The sequence below is a fragment of the Echinicola pacifica DSM 19836 genome (assembly GCF_000373245.1).
Lineage (GTDB): Bacteria > Bacteroidota > Bacteroidia > Cytophagales > Cyclobacteriaceae > Echinicola > Echinicola pacifica.
Window position 1 is genome coordinate 455,295 of record NZ_KB890738.1, and the last position, 17,050, is coordinate 472,344.

Here is a 17,050-nt window from a genome sequence, read left to right on the forward strand (position 1 = left end):
GTCGGGGCAAATAGGAATTTTCACCCCCTTCTGTTTTTCCCTTTTCGAGCACATTTATCATCCCTCCCTGAGCACTTTAGCTATAAGCGTACCTCGATAGAATACTCTCCCGAGCCCAAGGCATAACTGTGCGGCAGAGGCTTAGCATTATTATCTTTGGCATCCCTGTCACCAGCCTCCCTGCCATTGATCAAAACCTCCGCCGGATGGCTCACAGGCATGACAAAGGTCGCAGTGCTATTCACCGGGATGGTAAAATGAAAAGTAAGCTTATCTTTCTCTCTTTGCCAGGCGGAGTGAATGGTGCCATAGATGCTTTCATAGCTGGCCTTGACATAGTCCATATCTCCCAACAGCTGCGGTCGAAGGAAAAAATGCTTAAAGCCTGGATTCATTCTATCCACCTGTATTCCTGCTAGATCAGTAAAAAACCACTCTTCTATCTGGCCCATCATGAAATGATTCCAGCTATTGCCTTTGCGGGGATCCCACTGCTCAGTCAAGGTGGTCAACCCAAACTGAATTTGAAATCCATAACCTGGCGTATCATAATGATTATGCATTTTGAACATCAACTCATTGAGCCCATTCCGCGCCAACGTCTGGTATAAATACCGATTTCCCACATCTCCAGTGGTAAGGCGGTTGCCATTTTCATGAATATTTGCCACCAGATTGTTTAGCACTTTTTCCCTTCTGGAACTGTCCACCATATCCAAAAACAAAGGAATGGCATTCGAAAACTGGCTGCCTGTTCCATATTGGTTGCTGCGGGTATCAAAGAACTCTCCGTTGAAAGCCTCCTTCACTTCTGTTTGCAGCTGACGGTACCTGTCATAGTCTGCCTCTTCCTGAAGCATGGAAGCGGCATCTTTTAGGAGTTTTATCCCAAAATAATAATGAGAAGTTGCCGACAGCGAAATAGGACTGTTTTTGGAGTATCCTGCCGCATGAGGGCCATAGTCATACCAGTCGCCAAGCCCATGAGAGAGGATGTGATTGGTGGCTTTAGTTCCTAGGTACTCTATATACCTTTTCATCATGGGGTAATGTCTTTCTATAAGGCTGCTGTCGCCATAATAATCGTAATACATCCAAGGCAAAATGATGGCCGCCATACCCCATTCAGGAGAATCGGTGAAATCTCCACCGAAAATCACATATTCAGGCGCGATATTGGGCACTAGGCCATTTTCCCATTGGGCATCGGCCATGTCCTGCATTACTTTAGGGACCAGAAGTCCCAGGTCATAGTTAAAAAATAAGCCAGGTCCATTGAGGTGGGTTTCCTCCAGCCAGCCGAGTTTTTCCCGATGGGGGCAGTCAGTAAATACACTCTGCATATTACTCTTGATGGCATTATTGATCAGGACATGGCTTTTATTAAATATCTCATTGGAGCTCTCAAAAGTCCCAATCTCTGCGACATCATTATAGATAAAATTGGATTTTAGCTCCAGAACGCCGGGCCGGCCTGGCTTCTCCGGTTGACCCGGCAAGTTTACATTTTCGATTTGGATATATTGGTAGCCATAGTAACTAAAGCGCGGAGTCCAGCTTTCCTCCCCTTCTCCTTTCAGGGTATATTCGTAATAATGTGGCCCGCCAGTGCGCCCCTGACCCACAAGGCCATCTTCTTTGAGATGCTCCCCGACGATAAGCCTTATCTTCTGCCCTCTTGATCCTTTTACTTTAAGGCTGGGAAAACCAGCAAGATTTTGACCCATATCCATTATATAGACATTCTCTTGTGGCTCTGTGATGGTCTGGATGCCATATTCCTCTTGCACCCGCACCGAGGAAGCTTGCTGAGGGCCTAGTCTGCCTTTTGGAGCCTGCTGGACCTGCGCCGCTTTCCAGTCTGAAGCATCAAATCCCGCCTCGTCCCAGCCGGCCTGCTCCAGTCGAGCATCATAGTCTTCTCCGCCAAAAATGCTATTATAACGTATCGGGCTCTTATCCCACTTCCAACTCGCATCAGAGGAGATGGACTCCTTCCGGCCGTCCTGATATTCCAGGTCCATACGGAAAAACAAGGTGGGAGGACCAAAGCTCACCAGAAATTTGAAATACCTGCCACCCGTAATATTATACATGCCATTGCCAAGAAGGACCCCGATGGCATTGTCCCCCTTATTCAGCTGCTCGGAAACCTCAAAAGTATTATAATAAACAGTCTTGTCATAGTCTGTCCATAGCGGGGCAAATACGCTATTTCCCACCTTATGACCATTGATACTAAGCTCATAGTGGCCCAAGCCACTGATATGTATTTTTGCTTTTTTGAGCTTGTCTGTGACCGCAAACTCCTTCCTCAGCAGGATGCTTCTGCTAGCCAGTGAGTCCACTTTGCCCCATTTATCTTTATTTTCTTGCTTTCCCATGAGTGGAGCATGGTAGTCACGCCCTTCGGGCAAATGGCTATCGGCCCTAGTGATAGCACCTATCCATTGGGACTGAAGGGACAGCTCCGCAGGGGCCATTCCAAAGAAAGATAGCTCAGACCATTGCGAAGCCTGCTCCTTGTCATTCCATACTTTCAGCCTCCAGCAATAGTCATTTCCCGGAGATAAGGGAGGCCCAAGATAAGGTAGGAGCTGGCTTTGGCCCTCGGGAATTTTTCCGCTATCCCAAATCATTTTTTCCGCCTCAGCAGTCTTACCCTGATAGACTTCTAGCTGATAGGCCGACTGATAAGCGCCTTGCTCAGGGGAATGCAGTTTCCAACTAAATCGTGGCCTGCGCGTCTCCAGGGCTAAGGGATCTATCTGCCGCTCCACCCGCAGCTCATAGCTGGTCCAAGTCGCCAGCCCCCTTTCCGAGTCGCAAGCTATTCCACCCATAGCCATCAACAACAGTATGGTAAGGATGCTCAGGGGTGTTTTGCAGGTGGCTAGTAGGCGGCAAGTGTTCATAATGATCAGTAGCTAATTAGAGATTCCAAATAAAATTCGGCCTCTGGATCCATCTGCCCAGCGCCATTCACATCATAATCTTGATCAGTGGGAGTCTCCGCATGAGGAAAATAGCGCTGGGTGCCGGTACGAAATACGATCCGCTCCATCGCCTCCAGAGGGGCAAAGAATAATTTGGGGCCCTTCTCAATGCCATTCACCTTCAGGGAATAAAACCGTGTTTCCACATCCAAATCCATTTCCACCTTATAGGTCTTTCCCTTCTGGTATTCGCTGAGGGTGTTCATCCTATAGCCAGCGCGGGTTTTGATCAGCCCATCTTCATCAAATAGCAGCTGGACTCCAGGCCGCCCTTGAGCATCCTGGATTTCTATTTGTAGCTTGCCATGATCATCCTGGTTTGGGATCAGGGTAAATTCCACATGAAGCTGCTTGCTGGAGGGAATAATCCGCTGCGCCTTTGCATAATCAAATGGGTCCTTATCGGCCATGCGAAGGTAGCGCTTGCCTTCCTTCCTGCTGATCTGAGTCTTTGCCCACTGGGGGCTGTAAGTATTCCATAGTCGAAGTTCCTGTCCTTCGGGCAACTTATCGAATACCTCCATGGCATGGCCAGCGGCCTCTGCGCTAATGGGCGTCGGCACGGAGGCCACCCAGATATCCTCCTTATTTACACTATAGGTCAACCACATTTTGCCATCGGGAGGGGTTCCATTGCCCTCCAGGATTCCCCTGATATATTGCGGCCCATAGGATTTATAGTTTCCTCCATATCTCATAGTGGTGATTTCTCCATGAACCAATAATAAGTTGGTATAATCGATCCCATCCACGCTGGTGGACACCGCCAAAGGCCAGCGGTATTCCGAGGGATTATAGACCAAGGCAAATGCTCCATCGGCGGTCCTTTGTCCCCAGATTTTGGCATTGGAGTTGACTATTCTAGGGGCTCGAAGCGGCATATATTGCCAGGAAAGGCCTCCATCGGCGCTGATGCTGGTCAGGGCATGCTTCCATAGACCCAGGACCCTTGAGTCGGGCAGAGTATAGTAGCTAAAGGCCTTATACTGCTTTTGGAGCGGGATCAGTGGGTCATCACGATCTGCTTCCTCCACCCACTGCTGCATCATCAGGGGCTTGCTCAGCAGCTCCTCACAGGCCGCCACCATAGCCCTATCCGTACTGCTTTTGTAAAATGGATAATCGGTATTCCCTTCGGTCCAGCCCTTATTATATCGTATAAAATAAATAGGGCCGAAGCTTCCATCTTCCTTGATCTCTCTAATCACTCTCCCTATACCCTTACCATCATTGGGGCCATCATGGGCATCCATCGCTATCCCATAATAGGCCAGCGCTAGTAGCTTCCCGTTGCTGGCCACATAGAAGCCCATCCTCTGGTGCATCACCGCATCGAGATCTTTGGCTATTCCTTCATGGCCTTCCTTCCTGGTCCCATCGGGAATCCGGTAAGGAGGGAATATTACCTCAGGCATGGTCCACGAATATCCATCTTCTGAGGTTTGCAATAAAGTCTGACTGGGCGCAATATGCTCTCCTACGGGATCGCTCAGGTATTCCAGATAGTACTTTCCCTGCCAGTATGCGATCATGGGAGCATGATTATAAGTCCAGCCATAGCCATCACTTTCCTCTGGCATTTGCCGGTTGGCGCGCATGGTCTGCACGGCATGTACCCCCACGGCAGGCTGCAATTGCCCATGGTGATAATCCACCCTTGAGAGAGTGCTTCCACTATAATGAAGGGTATCCTGAGCCCGGACATCCGGAATGTACAGACCCAGAGACCATACTAACAGCCCTATAAGCCCTAAATTCATGCGCCTTGCTTGATATAGATTATTCATTATTCTTCGCATTTTTCGATTGGGATTTTAGGCTCCTGAGCAGCGCAGGGCTCACCTTAGCGATGGTGCCATGTTTATGCCCTTCGGGCAAACTGATCTGCTCGTTGATTTGATGAAAATCCTGAAAGTCCGGAGTGCTTACCGCCTCATAGGTTTTGGCACCATAGCTATCATAAAATATTAGCCACTGATCATCGATGGAAATTACGGTGGGTCCTTCCGTAAGAAAATCCGAAAATGCAGGGCTGATATTCTCCCAAGGTCCGAGGGGGGATTTACCAAAAGCGACTTTTAGGTTCCGATTAGGCCGGGTATTATCTTTAAGCACCAATACATAATCTTCTACCCCGCGTTTTACAATCACCGCGTCAATCACACTAAAGCCAGGCTCCAGGAACAACTGGCTAGGAGAAAACTCCTTAAAATCTCTGGTGCTGGTAGAATACATTCGGTGATTATTCTGTTCTTCTTCCTCGCCCTTTTCGAAGCGATGAGGAATGGTGGAGGCCCAGATGATAATAAACTGATCGGTGGTATCGTCATAGAAGATCTCTGGAGCCCAGACATTCACCACCTCTGGCTCATGCTCCATCACAGGGATAAACTCCTGCTCCGACCAATGGATAAAGTCCCTGGTGGAGGCATAGCCAAAACCATTGCCCCCCTTCCAGTCAGTGGTCCACACCATATGATAAGTCCCATCGGGGCCTTCCGCTATGGATGGATCCCGCATGATCTTGCTCTTGCCAGCGACAGGCGGCAGAAACGGCCCTCCGAGGCTCTCCCACCGATAGCCATCCTCACTATAAGCCAAATAAAGCCCCTCATCTGCAGGCTCTCTGAAGGAGGTGAAAATATAATAATCCTCCTGAGCTTTACAGCTTCCCAAGCCTAGAATGACCATCAGCGCAACTATAATCCCTTTGCTCTTAATCCTCATATCCAACTATTTTCACTGCTGATTCCTTCACTTCATGTCCCTGCTTAAGCGGTACTTTGACATTGGCCCACTGGTTATTTTGAAGGTGGATTCCCCGTGATGCCGAGCCTGTGATTTCCAGAAATAGCGGAGTCTCCGCCATGGGAAAATTATTATAAATCATCGCATTGCTGACCTCCTCCAACCTGATCACCGGATGCCCATCCTGTGGACGCTGGCTTTTCAGGTTATCCATCACCAATCCCTCAGTATTGGTTACGGTAAAGGAGGGGCCCATTTGGGTGTTGATCTGTACATCATGCAGCTCCACCTGGCTGGCGGTATGGATGGACAGGCCTTCTTTGGCGTCTATATTGATATTAGAAAAGCTTATATTCTCTATCGGCATCTCAGGGATTCCGAGAATTTTCCCTGCCACATTGACTTCTGAGCCAGTGACATTAGAAATATGGATATTTCTAAACTGCGGGGTTTTCTCTGTCACCGGGCCTTGGGAGGTGTTTTTGTCATAAAAAAGGTTCATCACAATGGCTTCCAGCTGGATATTCTTCATGACCACATTATCTATGCGGATCTCCTCCACGATGCCCCCGCGTCCACGGGCAGCCTTGAGACGGATGCCACGGTCTGTTCCATCGAAGACACAATTGGAGATGGTGATTTTTCGGATACTTCCCGAAACTTCGCTGCCGATCACCACGCCACCATGACCACTGAGCATGGTGCAGTTGGTGATGGTTACATTTTCTGTAGGCGTATCCCATTTCCGTCCATCGATATCCCTGCCTGATTTGATGGTGATGCAGTCATCTCCCACACTGATATGGCAATCAGAAATATGGACATTCTTGCAGGAGGTAGGGTTGATCCCGTCGGTATTCGGGGAGGGAGGATTTTCGATGGTGATCCCTGTGATGGTCACATTTTCGCAAAAGGCTGGGTTGACGGTCCAAAAGGGTGAATTGACGATCGTCACACCCTCGATGCGCACGTTCTTGCAGCGGAATGGCTGGATAAGTGGAGGCCTAAAAAACTTAAGGCTCATGGTTTTTTGGTAATACGGCTCCGTTTCCAAATCAGGATTTGCGGCAGTCCACATTTTTTGATACTTGGTCTCTTCTAGGGTGTTGGGGTCTGCCTCATGGATACGGTACATCTCCATCCACCAGTCATACCCCTGTCCGTCGATTTTGCCGCGACCCGTGATGGTGATGTTCTCTGCTTCAAACGCATAAATTAATGGAGAGAAATTCTGCATCACTGAGCCCTCCCAGCGCGTCTGCACAAAGGGTAAATAATGATCAAAGTTGGTCGAAAACCGCAATACTGCACCCGCTTCCAAATGGATCGTAGTATTACTCTTCATCCGTATGGCGCCAGTAAGGTAATCCCCAGCGGGGAAATATACCGTCCCTCCGCCGCGTTGATTAGCCTCATCGATGGCCGACTGGATAGCCCCAGTGCACAGCTCCCCCTTATTATTTCCCCCGGCTTCCAGGATATTGATCCAGCCCGGAGTCCTGGCAAATACACCATTCAGGCAGGCCACTGCCGTCAGCACTAATAAAAAACTTACTATTCTTTTCATGGTTATTTTAGGCTTTCGGATGAATAAAGAGGAACATCTCCAGGTCATCCTATTATCATTAGGCAGCTGCCACCGACTATTATCCTTCGGCCCAGCTCCCTTTTTATTCCTTCTTAGGACAGATTGATTATTTCTACCCTCTAATTACTCTATTCGTAATTTAAGACCAAGACCCAGTCATTGCCATCCTGCACCTCCCCGTCTGGCTTAAATCCCTCTGTTCCTTCTGCCCGAAACTCCCCTATCGGATGCTTCTTGCCTGTCCGTGGATCAAACCAGCTGGCTTTGACTTTTTCTCCTTTGATCAGCCCCATATTCACCTGGATAGCTCTACCAGTATAAGTATAGATCAAGGCATAGTCATCCCCTCTGGTCGCTGCTAGATGGTCATGCTTCTCCCCTTGATTCGCAATAAGCGACTGATCAGGCACTCGCTCTAGGTAGGGAAATTCCATCATCAGGTTTTTCAGATAGGTCATCTGTATTGCCCCCGGATCATTGATCGCTTCGGTCCATAGCTTCGTATTGCCATAGGCACCGACCTTATCATCCTCGGGCCCCTGCATCTGCATCACCGCACTATGTCCATAAGTATGGCCTGCCGCCCCGGAAAACACCGCCCAATAGGCGTATCTTCTGGCATCTTCGGCTTGCCAAAAACCCTCTTTTGGATCATGCAATCCCTTAGGGATACCCTCATATGAAGGCTCCCCATCCAGGGTAGGCATGATCCGGGCTTCCGCATAGTCATCCTCCACATACCGCCAATTGTCCTCCCCATAAGCCCGCTCGGTATCATCCTGATCATAGCGTCGATGGCCCGATTGGAACATATGAAAATCCATCCATGAGGCCTCCGTAAACCAATCCGAGGATTGCATCCTGCCAAATGGGTGAAAGGTAATCAGGTGATTGGGGTCATTTTGATCAAGCGTCTCCCCAATGGCATTCCAGACCTCGGTGTATTCATCGCCTTGGGTATCACCGCCATTGAGCCAGATGACATTGGGCTGATCTCTATACCGATCCGCCAAAAACTTCGCATAAATGGTGGCCTGATCTACCGACACTTTCCCGTCTTTTACATTGGTCCCCCAGACAGGCACCATGGCGATATATATCCCCCTTTCTTGCGCAGACTGGATCACAAAATCCACATGATCCCAGAAATCATACGCTTCAGAATCCGAAAAATCATGCCCCTCTGTCAGCAGGGGCGCACCGACATTTTGATTTACCAAAGCACTATCTCCATACGCATTGCTCATATCAAGGCTGTGCAGGGTCATGACTTGGATTATATTATACCCCTTGTCCTGGCGGTCATCTAGATAAGCCAACGTCTCCTCCCTGTCCAGCTTCCTTAGCAGCAGCCAGCCCGTGTCTCCAAGCCAAAAAAATGGTTCCTTATCCTCGGTTACGAAATAGCGTTTATTATCGGAAACTTCCAGCAGAGGAAGACCTGTCGATTTGACGGCCACCTGTTCGATGGAGGACTTCTCCCTAGAGGACTGGCATCCCAATAGAGAAGCTATACTCAGGACGGCCATGCCCAGCTTGATTGTATTTTTCATGCTTGTTGTAGAATTATTATTTTTATCCATTTTGGGTTTCTATTTTTTCTTTCCTTTTGGAAAGGTGACTCTTATGTTCAGTTTTCAAATCATCTTATTCTACCATCCGAATCCAGCAAATCAGTGGAATGTCTTCCGGAAAGCCATTTACCGGCTGGCCATTTATGAGTTGGTCTTCGGCGATTATTTTTCCATCTTGAGGAGAGATATAGATTATTTTGGCCTCCGGCAATACTGATAAATCCATGGGTAGATCATTATTCCTCTTATAGATCATATAGTCTCCGGCATCATTTTTCATTTTCCAATGACCTTTGTTATCCTCCAGCGGGCTCATGGTGCTGAGGCTTTTCTTCCATTCAGGGTGCTTTACTGCGGGGATATTGGGTAATGAACCTCCCCCAAAAAGCACGGCCCAGCCATATCCAGCCCCCGCTGGGCTGGAATAGATAAGGGCTTTATCCGGATAGGTCTTTCGGTACCGCCGGATGCCTTCATATACTGCGGCGGGGTTTTCCTTTCCTGCTTTCATCTGCCTGGCATGTTGGCGAGGAGCGAGATGCTTGCCTCCGGGAGGGGCATAATCCCCTTGCTCCGTAGGATGCCAATACCTAATATCGATCACCTCCACCAGTTTACTTCTAAGGGGATCTTCCAATATCGCATCTTGGACATCTTTGGTGGCACTCAAGGTCACCATGGCGTCCTTGCCGGTTTCGGCTTCCCACTCGGCGATTATATCCAGCCAAAACTCCATAAAATGCAAGGGCCCGGTGTATTCTGCACTCGTGAGCTGCAGCACATTACTGTATTGAGCAAAATTGTCAAGACACTGCCGGATGTATTTCCGGTGCAGTTCTCGCCTTTGGGGATGGGAGATATCATAAAAATACTCCCCCATAAATATCCTTTTGTCGCCAGCATACGGGGGTGGCTCGGGGAAGCCCGTGGCATTGATATTATTGGCTGGCCGCCATGGGGAATCAGCCCAATGAGCTCCTGCCTCCAGGATATTATGCTGAAAATAATTTTGGTGTAATAATAATATCCCCTCCTGCTCGGCATATTGGGCAAAGGTGGCGAGCCTGCTCCAATAGAAATAATTATAGCGGCTAAGGTCGTATTTACTAAGCCGGTCCCAGGCCTCCCCCTGACCACTACGCGCAAAGGGCTGCTCATAAAAAGGAGGCCACACTTCTGGGTCCAGCCTTCTTACCCGCTCATGATCATCCCTTCGCCTATCGTACCAAAGTCCATAATTATGATCCATCGCTACACTTCCTTCCTGCGCCATATTGGTCACTAGGTCCGGGAGAATATCGGTATAAGCCGGACCATATCTTCCCGGCACAAATCGCGTAATATGTGGCCTTGCTGTCGCAATATCCCGAGGACGCAGGCTGCCTCGCCACCATTGGACAGACTCGGTGGCACCTGTCAGCAGCTGCCCATCCCATAGGATCCTGCCCTGCTGGATATGGACTTTTGCTGCGCTGGAAGCTTGCTTCTCTTTCGGGGCCAATCCCAAAGCTTCGAAAGTCTCCGCTTGGGTGGCTTCAGAGGAAATAGGATTCCGGTCCCGGGATCGGCGGATCCACTCCTTGAGCACCAATACCGGCTCGGTGGCCATTGCTGTCAGTGCCGCTGCCTGCTCCACCGTGGGGCTGCTGGAGGGCTCAGAGCCCATGGGCAATAGCTGTGGATCCATTGGTAATTCCCCTAGGCGATCCTCCAGCTGAGCGTAAAATAAGCTGAGAGGACGGACATGGTTATTGGTCTCTGCCCAGTATCCATCTCCCTCAAACTGACCCCAGCTTCCTATGGCCCAATTCTGTGCTGTAGGAGGGCTATAGTTTATTATTTTGGCAGCATCACACTGCCACAGGACACTATTGGCAGCGGTCCATCCCGCTCCCCGGCCATCTTGCATTCTATTGGCGAAAGCTAAGGCCTGGCCATCGATGCTGATCCTATCAAACAGCATCCCCGTGGCCCATCCCTGCTGGGTTCCGCTAAAGCCAAATGATCTATATGCCTGGCATTCCACAAAGGCATTGGGCCCCGCAACTGACAGTCCTGAGCTGAAGTCATGGATGCCAAACTCCGAATAACAGCGCTGAAAAAGGGTCTGCTGTCCTTCTGTGAAAAAAGTGTTGCGACGCTCTCCTCCTATCTCAGATATAGGATCAAAAGACCGACAATCCTCCACCGTCACCCTTCTGCCCGACTTATATACGGCAACAGCCGACCCTGCAAAATGCTGGAAATCTATTTGCCTTACCCATGCATCCTGTACATTTTCCATAGAAATGCCCGACCATCGGTGGTCTTCATCTTTTTTATTTTTATGATCATAACTGGAGCGAAGAATTAGGTTTTCCACTCCTATATGGCTGATCCTTCCTGGCCAGCTATATTGCACCAAAAAAGCCCTCCCAAACTGTCGGTCAAGGCTATTGGTAAGTGGCAGGTCCAGCATCACTTTCCTATTATTTACCTGAATAATCTCCCGATCCCACATCAGAGTATGACCGCCTGGCTTCCATCCTATCCAGCCGGTCTCCCCACCAAACTCCACCATCCTCAAGGTATCGATCCAGGCCTGAGTGGAAGGACGAACCACCATCACCGCCTGCCCTGCATCTGTGGGGCCATCTACCGAAAAACTAGAGGCATTTACAGGAATATAGTCATCTGTCACCTGTACGGTATCCCCAAATACCTTATCGTCAATTCCTCTGATCTGGATCAGCGTCTCTCTGCTTTTTCCCTTCCCAAGGATCAGAGTTTCTCTTTCTCCCTCCCGGGTTCCTCGGAGGACCACGCCAGAATGCCGCATCAAAAGCTGCCCCTCCACTTCATAAATTCCTGCCTCAAGCACTACCGCCCCCCTGAATCCATGCGCATTCATCGGCAACTGGCCCACATATTCTAATGCCGCCTGAATTCTCGCTGTATTGTCACCCTCTTCGGGGCTAAGCAGCACTTTGGCGGGGAGATTCGGGATAGGCACTTCGCTGGAACCATAGCCACAAAAGGAGAAATCAGGCATGCGATCGCCATTCTGTAGGGCTGAATAATGAAGTTTTCCGTCTTTATAATACACCGCCTGATCTTCCTGTCTTGCCTTTGCCGGCAGGCACAGAAATCCCAGAAGGCTAAGCACAAGAAAATTCGAGAAAAACATTTTTCCCGAATTTTGATTAAATAAACCCCATATTCTATGCAAAAGCATATTTCTATATTTCATTACTCCTGATCAATGAGTGGATGCTTTTTGTCTTTCCATCATGTCCTTTTCAGCTTGCTTGAGATCCACACCCAGGTCAGAAAGGTAATTATTGATCTTACCCTTATATTTCCCAAACCAAGCATGCTTATCATGAGAGGAGCCAGCATCCATCGCATGCTCCCGGGCTTCCACCAGCCATGACCAGATTTGCTCCTGCTGATCCTGGCTAAGGTCAGGAACCATCTCCTGATACACCTTATAGGTCCTCGGCGCCACACTATAAGTCATCCCATCTTTCACCTGGTCCACCTGGTCGGCGGTGAGGACTTCATTGAGCTGGCTCAGGTATTTCTTATGTAATTTGGCCAGGGCCCTATCTGATTTCTTTTCTACTTTGTCCATCATCTTCAGCTTTTTATCCCCTTCATACTGCTCCTTTACCTGGGCGAGTGCCTCATCCCTTTGTTCATGGATCAGGCTCAGGTTTTGGTATTGCTCCGCTATATATCCCTTCACCTTCCCCGCTGTCTCCGCATCTGCGATATCCATTTGGCTTATGATTTTTTGGGCTCTTTCATTGGTCACCTTTATATAGGCCGCTTCCACGGTTTGGGCTTTTGCAGGATAAGCCCAGCTCAAAAGCAGCAGTCCAGCCATTCCTATAGTTTTTATGATTAAATCCATGATGTATCTTTTTACGTTTTTACTGACTTTATTATGCTTTCTCTGCTTCTCCAGCGCTCCTCTTTTGATGGAAAATGGCGGAGGCCAGCAGGGAACTATTTCAGGAGCTGCCGCTTACTGAAGCAGTCCTCCATTTTTGGCTATCTCCAGCAGGGTATCCTTATTATTCTCCCACTTAGTCCAGTCGGTTTTGGAGCGAGGGTCTATGCCATTGAGGTATTTCTCTAGATTGGTATAGCCATCCCCATTGAGGTCTTTATTGGCATCTGAAGGGTCTTTTGGGTCAAGGCCATATTTCTTTTCCCAGGCATCCGGGATACCATCTCCATCGCTCTCCACATAGGGGCTTCCCGAGTATTCGGGGTATCCACCCACTTGGTCAGGGTGGACGATGATCCCTTTTTTATAAGAATCCTTATCCAATCGTCGATTGATAAATTCTGCTCCGATCTCCATTTGGCGACCTTCGGGGGCATTGATTTCTCCAGAGCTTACATTTTTGATGATCCTAAGGTCCACAGCATCTCTTCGGGGCAGGGTAGCGCCAGCATTCTCCAGGACGAAATCATAGGCTTCCTTAGCGGATAGGATATTCAGTGGAGCCATCTCAAAAGGCTTTTGCTGCTTCATATAGGCGAAGTGCTTTTGAGCCTCTTCCCTGCTGAGGTCACCAGGCTGCACGCCCCCCGCCCAGTTGTCAGCGGACACCTTGTCATTTCCTTCCACCACATTGCCCTCCACATAGGCCCGTCCAAAGGTCTTTGGATCCATATAGCCAGACTCAGGCTTGAGGATACGGTAGCTTATTGGCTCGCCTTCAGGAGTCATCGGGCCTGGTTTATAGTAGTTATTGATGATATTATAGAGCGAGCGATAATCCCCCCCATCCACGGAGCGATTCCACCAGTTGAAAAGTACATTATTCACAAAAGTGAAGTCCCCATACATCCCAATGGACGGGTTGCGAGAGATATTATTGGCCCATAAATTACGGATAAAGGTGCTGTTAAGTCCGCCGATAGTGCTTCCAAATGCATGATTATACGTGTCCAGTCCTTCGGAGGAAATGGTATTTTGGATGGTAATATTGGCAGTGGGTAACTTCTGTGTTTTGGACTTATCATCCGCTTGGAACATATTTCTGTACATGGAAATATTCTCATCCAGCCCCCAGCTTACCGAACAGTGGTCGATAATCACATTCCCCATGGGATCACCGCTCAAGGCATCATCCCTGCGGGTGACGTCTGTGGCTCCACGTCGAAAACGCATATGCCTAATGATGACATCATGGGTATCTACTGCAAAGGTCTCTCCGGCCACGCATACTCCATCTCCAGGGGCAGTCTGTCCGGCGATAGTCACATAGGGGGCACGAATGCTAATGGGTTTCTCAAGTTGGATAATCCCAGCGACATTGAACACGATGGTTCTGGCCCCGCCAGCTTCACAGGCTTCCCGGAGGCTGCCTGGCCCACTATCTGCAAGGCTGCTCACCACATACACCTTTCCTCCACGGCCTCCGGGGGTATAGGCTCCACCTCCTTCAGCACCGGGAAATGCCGGAATGTCTGCCTTCACAAAGTCCTTTGGATATGAAGCCCAGCGCAAATAGGGTTTTCCTTCTGCCGCTTCCTTCTCAATAATTGGATAGATAGTTTGCCATACCTGATCCAATCTCGCCTCCTCTATTGCCATGATAGAATCCGTCTTGGCCTGTAAGGCAGGTGGAATTTTAGGGTATTGAGCTAGTGCAGGAAAACTCAAAAGTGCCGTGACAGCCATTAGCGCTATCGATTTTGGGACTTGGGTCATGCAAGGTATATTCATCAGCTAGATTAGGTTTTGGGGAAGGGTTATTTTGATAATCCTTCGCTTGTTAATTGATGGTCGCAGAAGCCTCATTGGTGAGTAAAGGGCGATCCCCTTCGCACAATGAACTTTAACTTCCTTATGTAAAGTTACTTATAAACCAGGCTAAACTTACCTGAACTATCCTGCCCGAGGTGCCTGCATCTCCTTCGAAATGGATATTCGTGCTATGAAATGGGATATAATGCCTCCCAATCAAAATAATAATTTAGCCTTCCAATGAATATTTTTAAAAAATCTCTGGCAAATTAATAGACGCTAGCCCTATGCATCAGCGGTATTCTATAAAGCAAAAAAAATCCCCGAAACCAGTGAGTTTCGGGGATTAACAGCAATCATTAAACCATTTTATTATTCTGCTAAGGGATCAAAAGTCCCGTCTCCATTCATGCTATTCCAGCCTACCGTCTGCTCCAGGTAGGGCGAGGAGCTCAGTATTTCCTCATCCAGCCCAAAGAAATAGTATTCGGGATACCAGGTGAAGGTCCAATCATTGTTGGTAGGGTCAAGATCATCCTTTATGCCCACCTCAAAATAATTGTCGTATAAATAATCCAAATACTCGTCTTCATTGGTAATTCCCTCAGGGTATTCCTCGGGGCTACGATCGATTACAATGGCATTTCCATCACTGTCAGCGATCATAGGGTCGTCATTTCCAATATATAATTCTCCAGCATCATCCTTTACCATCACATAGATTCCTTTTCTTCTCATGCCATTGATAGGCTCCACACCCAGTCGCTGCGTGGTGCCGTAGGTATCATCCATGAGTAGCCATCTTCTCAGGTCCCAGAATCTTCTTCCTTCAAAGGCAAATTCCACCTTGCGCTCGTTAAGCACCGTGGCAAAAGCCTGATCTCTTCCGGCCACTCCGGACAGGCCAAAGGAGCCATCGAGGTTTTCTACACCTGCGCGTTCTCGGATTTCCATGATGGCGGTAATCCCTTCCTGAATATTGCCGATGCCAATCGCAGCCTCCGCAAGATCAAGGACCACTTCCGCAAATCGTATTTCCATGATATCTGTGCCGCTTACAGCGAAGTTATCACTGCTGGAAGCGCTAGGATTATTAGCTTTCTTCATATACACCCCACTGGCATTGGCCCCCTGGGTTTCGGTGGTTTTGCTAGGCTTTTCCTCTGAGGCAGTTTTGAACCATCGATAGGTCCAGTGTCTGTAGGCTGCATCTTCTTTATAGGCCCAGGGAGCACCGTTGAAGACGAAAGTCTGGTAAAACCTAGGATCTCTATTTTTATAGAAATGGTTCAGGTCATACTGATAGGTGGGAGACTGCCCTATGGGGCGGCCATCCTTCATCGGGAAGGCATCCAGCAGCTGGATGGTGGGTTCCATACGTCCTCCACCGCCGAGGTTTCTCGGGCGACAGGCATTTTCCCATCCATTATTTTTTTGTGTTTGATCCGAAGTTTTATTGTTAAAACCATAAATCATGACCGCTTCGGGATTGCCTACTTCCTTGACAAACATATTACCCCAGGCTTCACCATTTTCCAGGTTTCCTTCTTTATATAAACCAAAGCCATTGCTTTCGAGGATGGATCGAGCCTCAGTGGCAGCCGCATAAGCCATTTGCCATCTGGAAGGATCATCATTTCTATTAAATAGCGGACTTGCCCAAGCGATGAGCACCCGGCTCTTGAAGGCTGCTGCAGCGCCGCTCGTAATCCTTCCCCAGTCAGAATCTGGCCATCTTCCTGGCAATAAACTCATTGCCAAGTCTAGATCTGCCACGATCTGATCGATACATTCTTTGGTGCTGCTGCGAGGTACCTCCGTCTGCTCAGCATCAGCAATAATGGGATTTTGGGGGTCCAATACGATGGGTACTCCTCCATATAATTTCACAAGATCATAATACTGCCAAGCTCTCCAAAAGTACATCTGACCTTTGAGGTTATTCCTGGTTTCTTCCGGAAGGCCTCCATCATCGATCTGATCGAGAAACAAATTGATTTCTTTCATCCTAGTCCAGGTATTATTCCTGATACTGGTGGACATCCGCTCACCGAAATAAGGGAGAGCATGATCCTCCTGGTAGGAAATCTGAGCGTACTCGCGATTGATAGCACTATTGCCCGGCATTTCATCGCTATTTTTGGAAAATTCAAATCCTCCGTATAAATCCCAGATTAGATTTCTCCCGTTATTTCCGGGGGAAAACAAATAATACACATAATCTACATAGGCTTGAGCCATGGAAGCATCCTCAAAAACCTCCTCATTGGCACCTGTAAGATCTTTCTTCTCTTGTAAGAAGTCATCATTGCAGCTGGACAGCACGAGCAAGCCAAGTGCAAGGGTCCATATATTTTTAAATTTCATCATTGCTAATAATATTTTGGGTTTGCAAATA

9 protein-coding genes are annotated in these 17,050 nt (G+C 48.5%); all 9 read right to left on the reverse strand.

Annotated features, from left to right (window positions below):
* Positions 1 to 80 precede the first annotated feature (80 nt).
* The gene (locus B050_RS0101920; RefSeq protein WP_018472183.1) at positions 81 to 2,915 is read right to left on the reverse strand and encodes a glycoside hydrolase family 78 protein; all 2,835 of its coding nucleotides are present in this window, start codon (positions 2,913 to 2,915) and stop codon (positions 81 to 83) included.
* Positions 2,916 to 2,920: 5 nt separating this feature from the next.
* The gene (locus tag B050_RS0101925; RefSeq protein WP_018472184.1) at positions 2,921 to 4,783 is read right to left on the reverse strand and encodes a sialidase family protein; all 1,863 of its coding nucleotides are present in this window, start codon (positions 4,781 to 4,783) and stop codon (positions 2,921 to 2,923) included.
* Positions 4,776 to 5,723 carry a glycoside hydrolase family 43 protein gene (locus B050_RS0101930; protein ID WP_018472185.1) on the reverse strand — a complete coding sequence of 316 codons (948 nt, stop codon included), beginning with the start codon at positions 5,721 to 5,723 and terminating at the stop codon, positions 4,776 to 4,778. The genes B050_RS0101925 and B050_RS0101930 overlap by 8 nt, the downstream gene beginning before the upstream one ends.
* A complete protein-coding gene (locus B050_RS0101935) occupies positions 5,713 to 7,311 on the reverse strand; it encodes a glycoside hydrolase family 28 protein (RefSeq protein ID WP_018472186.1) in 1,599 nt (532 codons plus the stop codon). Before B050_RS0101935 ends, B050_RS0101930 begins: the two co-directional genes overlap by 11 nt.
* A gap of 149 nt (positions 7,312 to 7,460) precedes the next feature.
* Positions 7,461 to 8,885, reverse strand: coding sequence for a glycoside hydrolase family 140 protein (locus tag B050_RS0101940; protein ID WP_044201636.1), 1,425 nt, complete (start codon positions 8,883 to 8,885; stop codon positions 7,461 to 7,463).
* 94 nt (positions 8,886 to 8,979) lie between these two features.
* Positions 8,980 to 12,072 carry a DUF6298 domain-containing protein gene (locus tag B050_RS0101945; RefSeq protein ID WP_157492487.1) on the reverse strand — a complete coding sequence of 1,031 codons (3,093 nt, stop codon included), beginning with the start codon at positions 12,070 to 12,072 and terminating at the stop codon, positions 8,980 to 8,982.
* A 72-nt stretch (positions 12,073 to 12,144) separates the two neighbouring features.
* A complete protein-coding gene (locus tag B050_RS0101950) occupies positions 12,145 to 12,801 on the reverse strand; it encodes a DUF3826 domain-containing protein (RefSeq protein ID WP_157492488.1) in 657 nt (218 codons plus the stop codon).
* Between the two features lie 114 nt (positions 12,802 to 12,915).
* On the reverse strand, positions 12,916 to 14,631 hold the full coding sequence (locus tag B050_RS0101955) for a pectate lyase family protein (protein WP_229802426.1): 1,716 nt from the start codon (positions 14,629 to 14,631) through the stop codon (positions 12,916 to 12,918).
* A 393-nt stretch (positions 14,632 to 15,024) separates the two neighbouring features.
* Positions 15,025 to 17,022, reverse strand: coding sequence for a RagB/SusD family nutrient uptake outer membrane protein (locus B050_RS0101960; RefSeq protein WP_018472191.1), 1,998 nt, complete (start codon positions 17,020 to 17,022; stop codon positions 15,025 to 15,027).
* Positions 17,023 to 17,050: the final 28 nt, after the last annotated feature.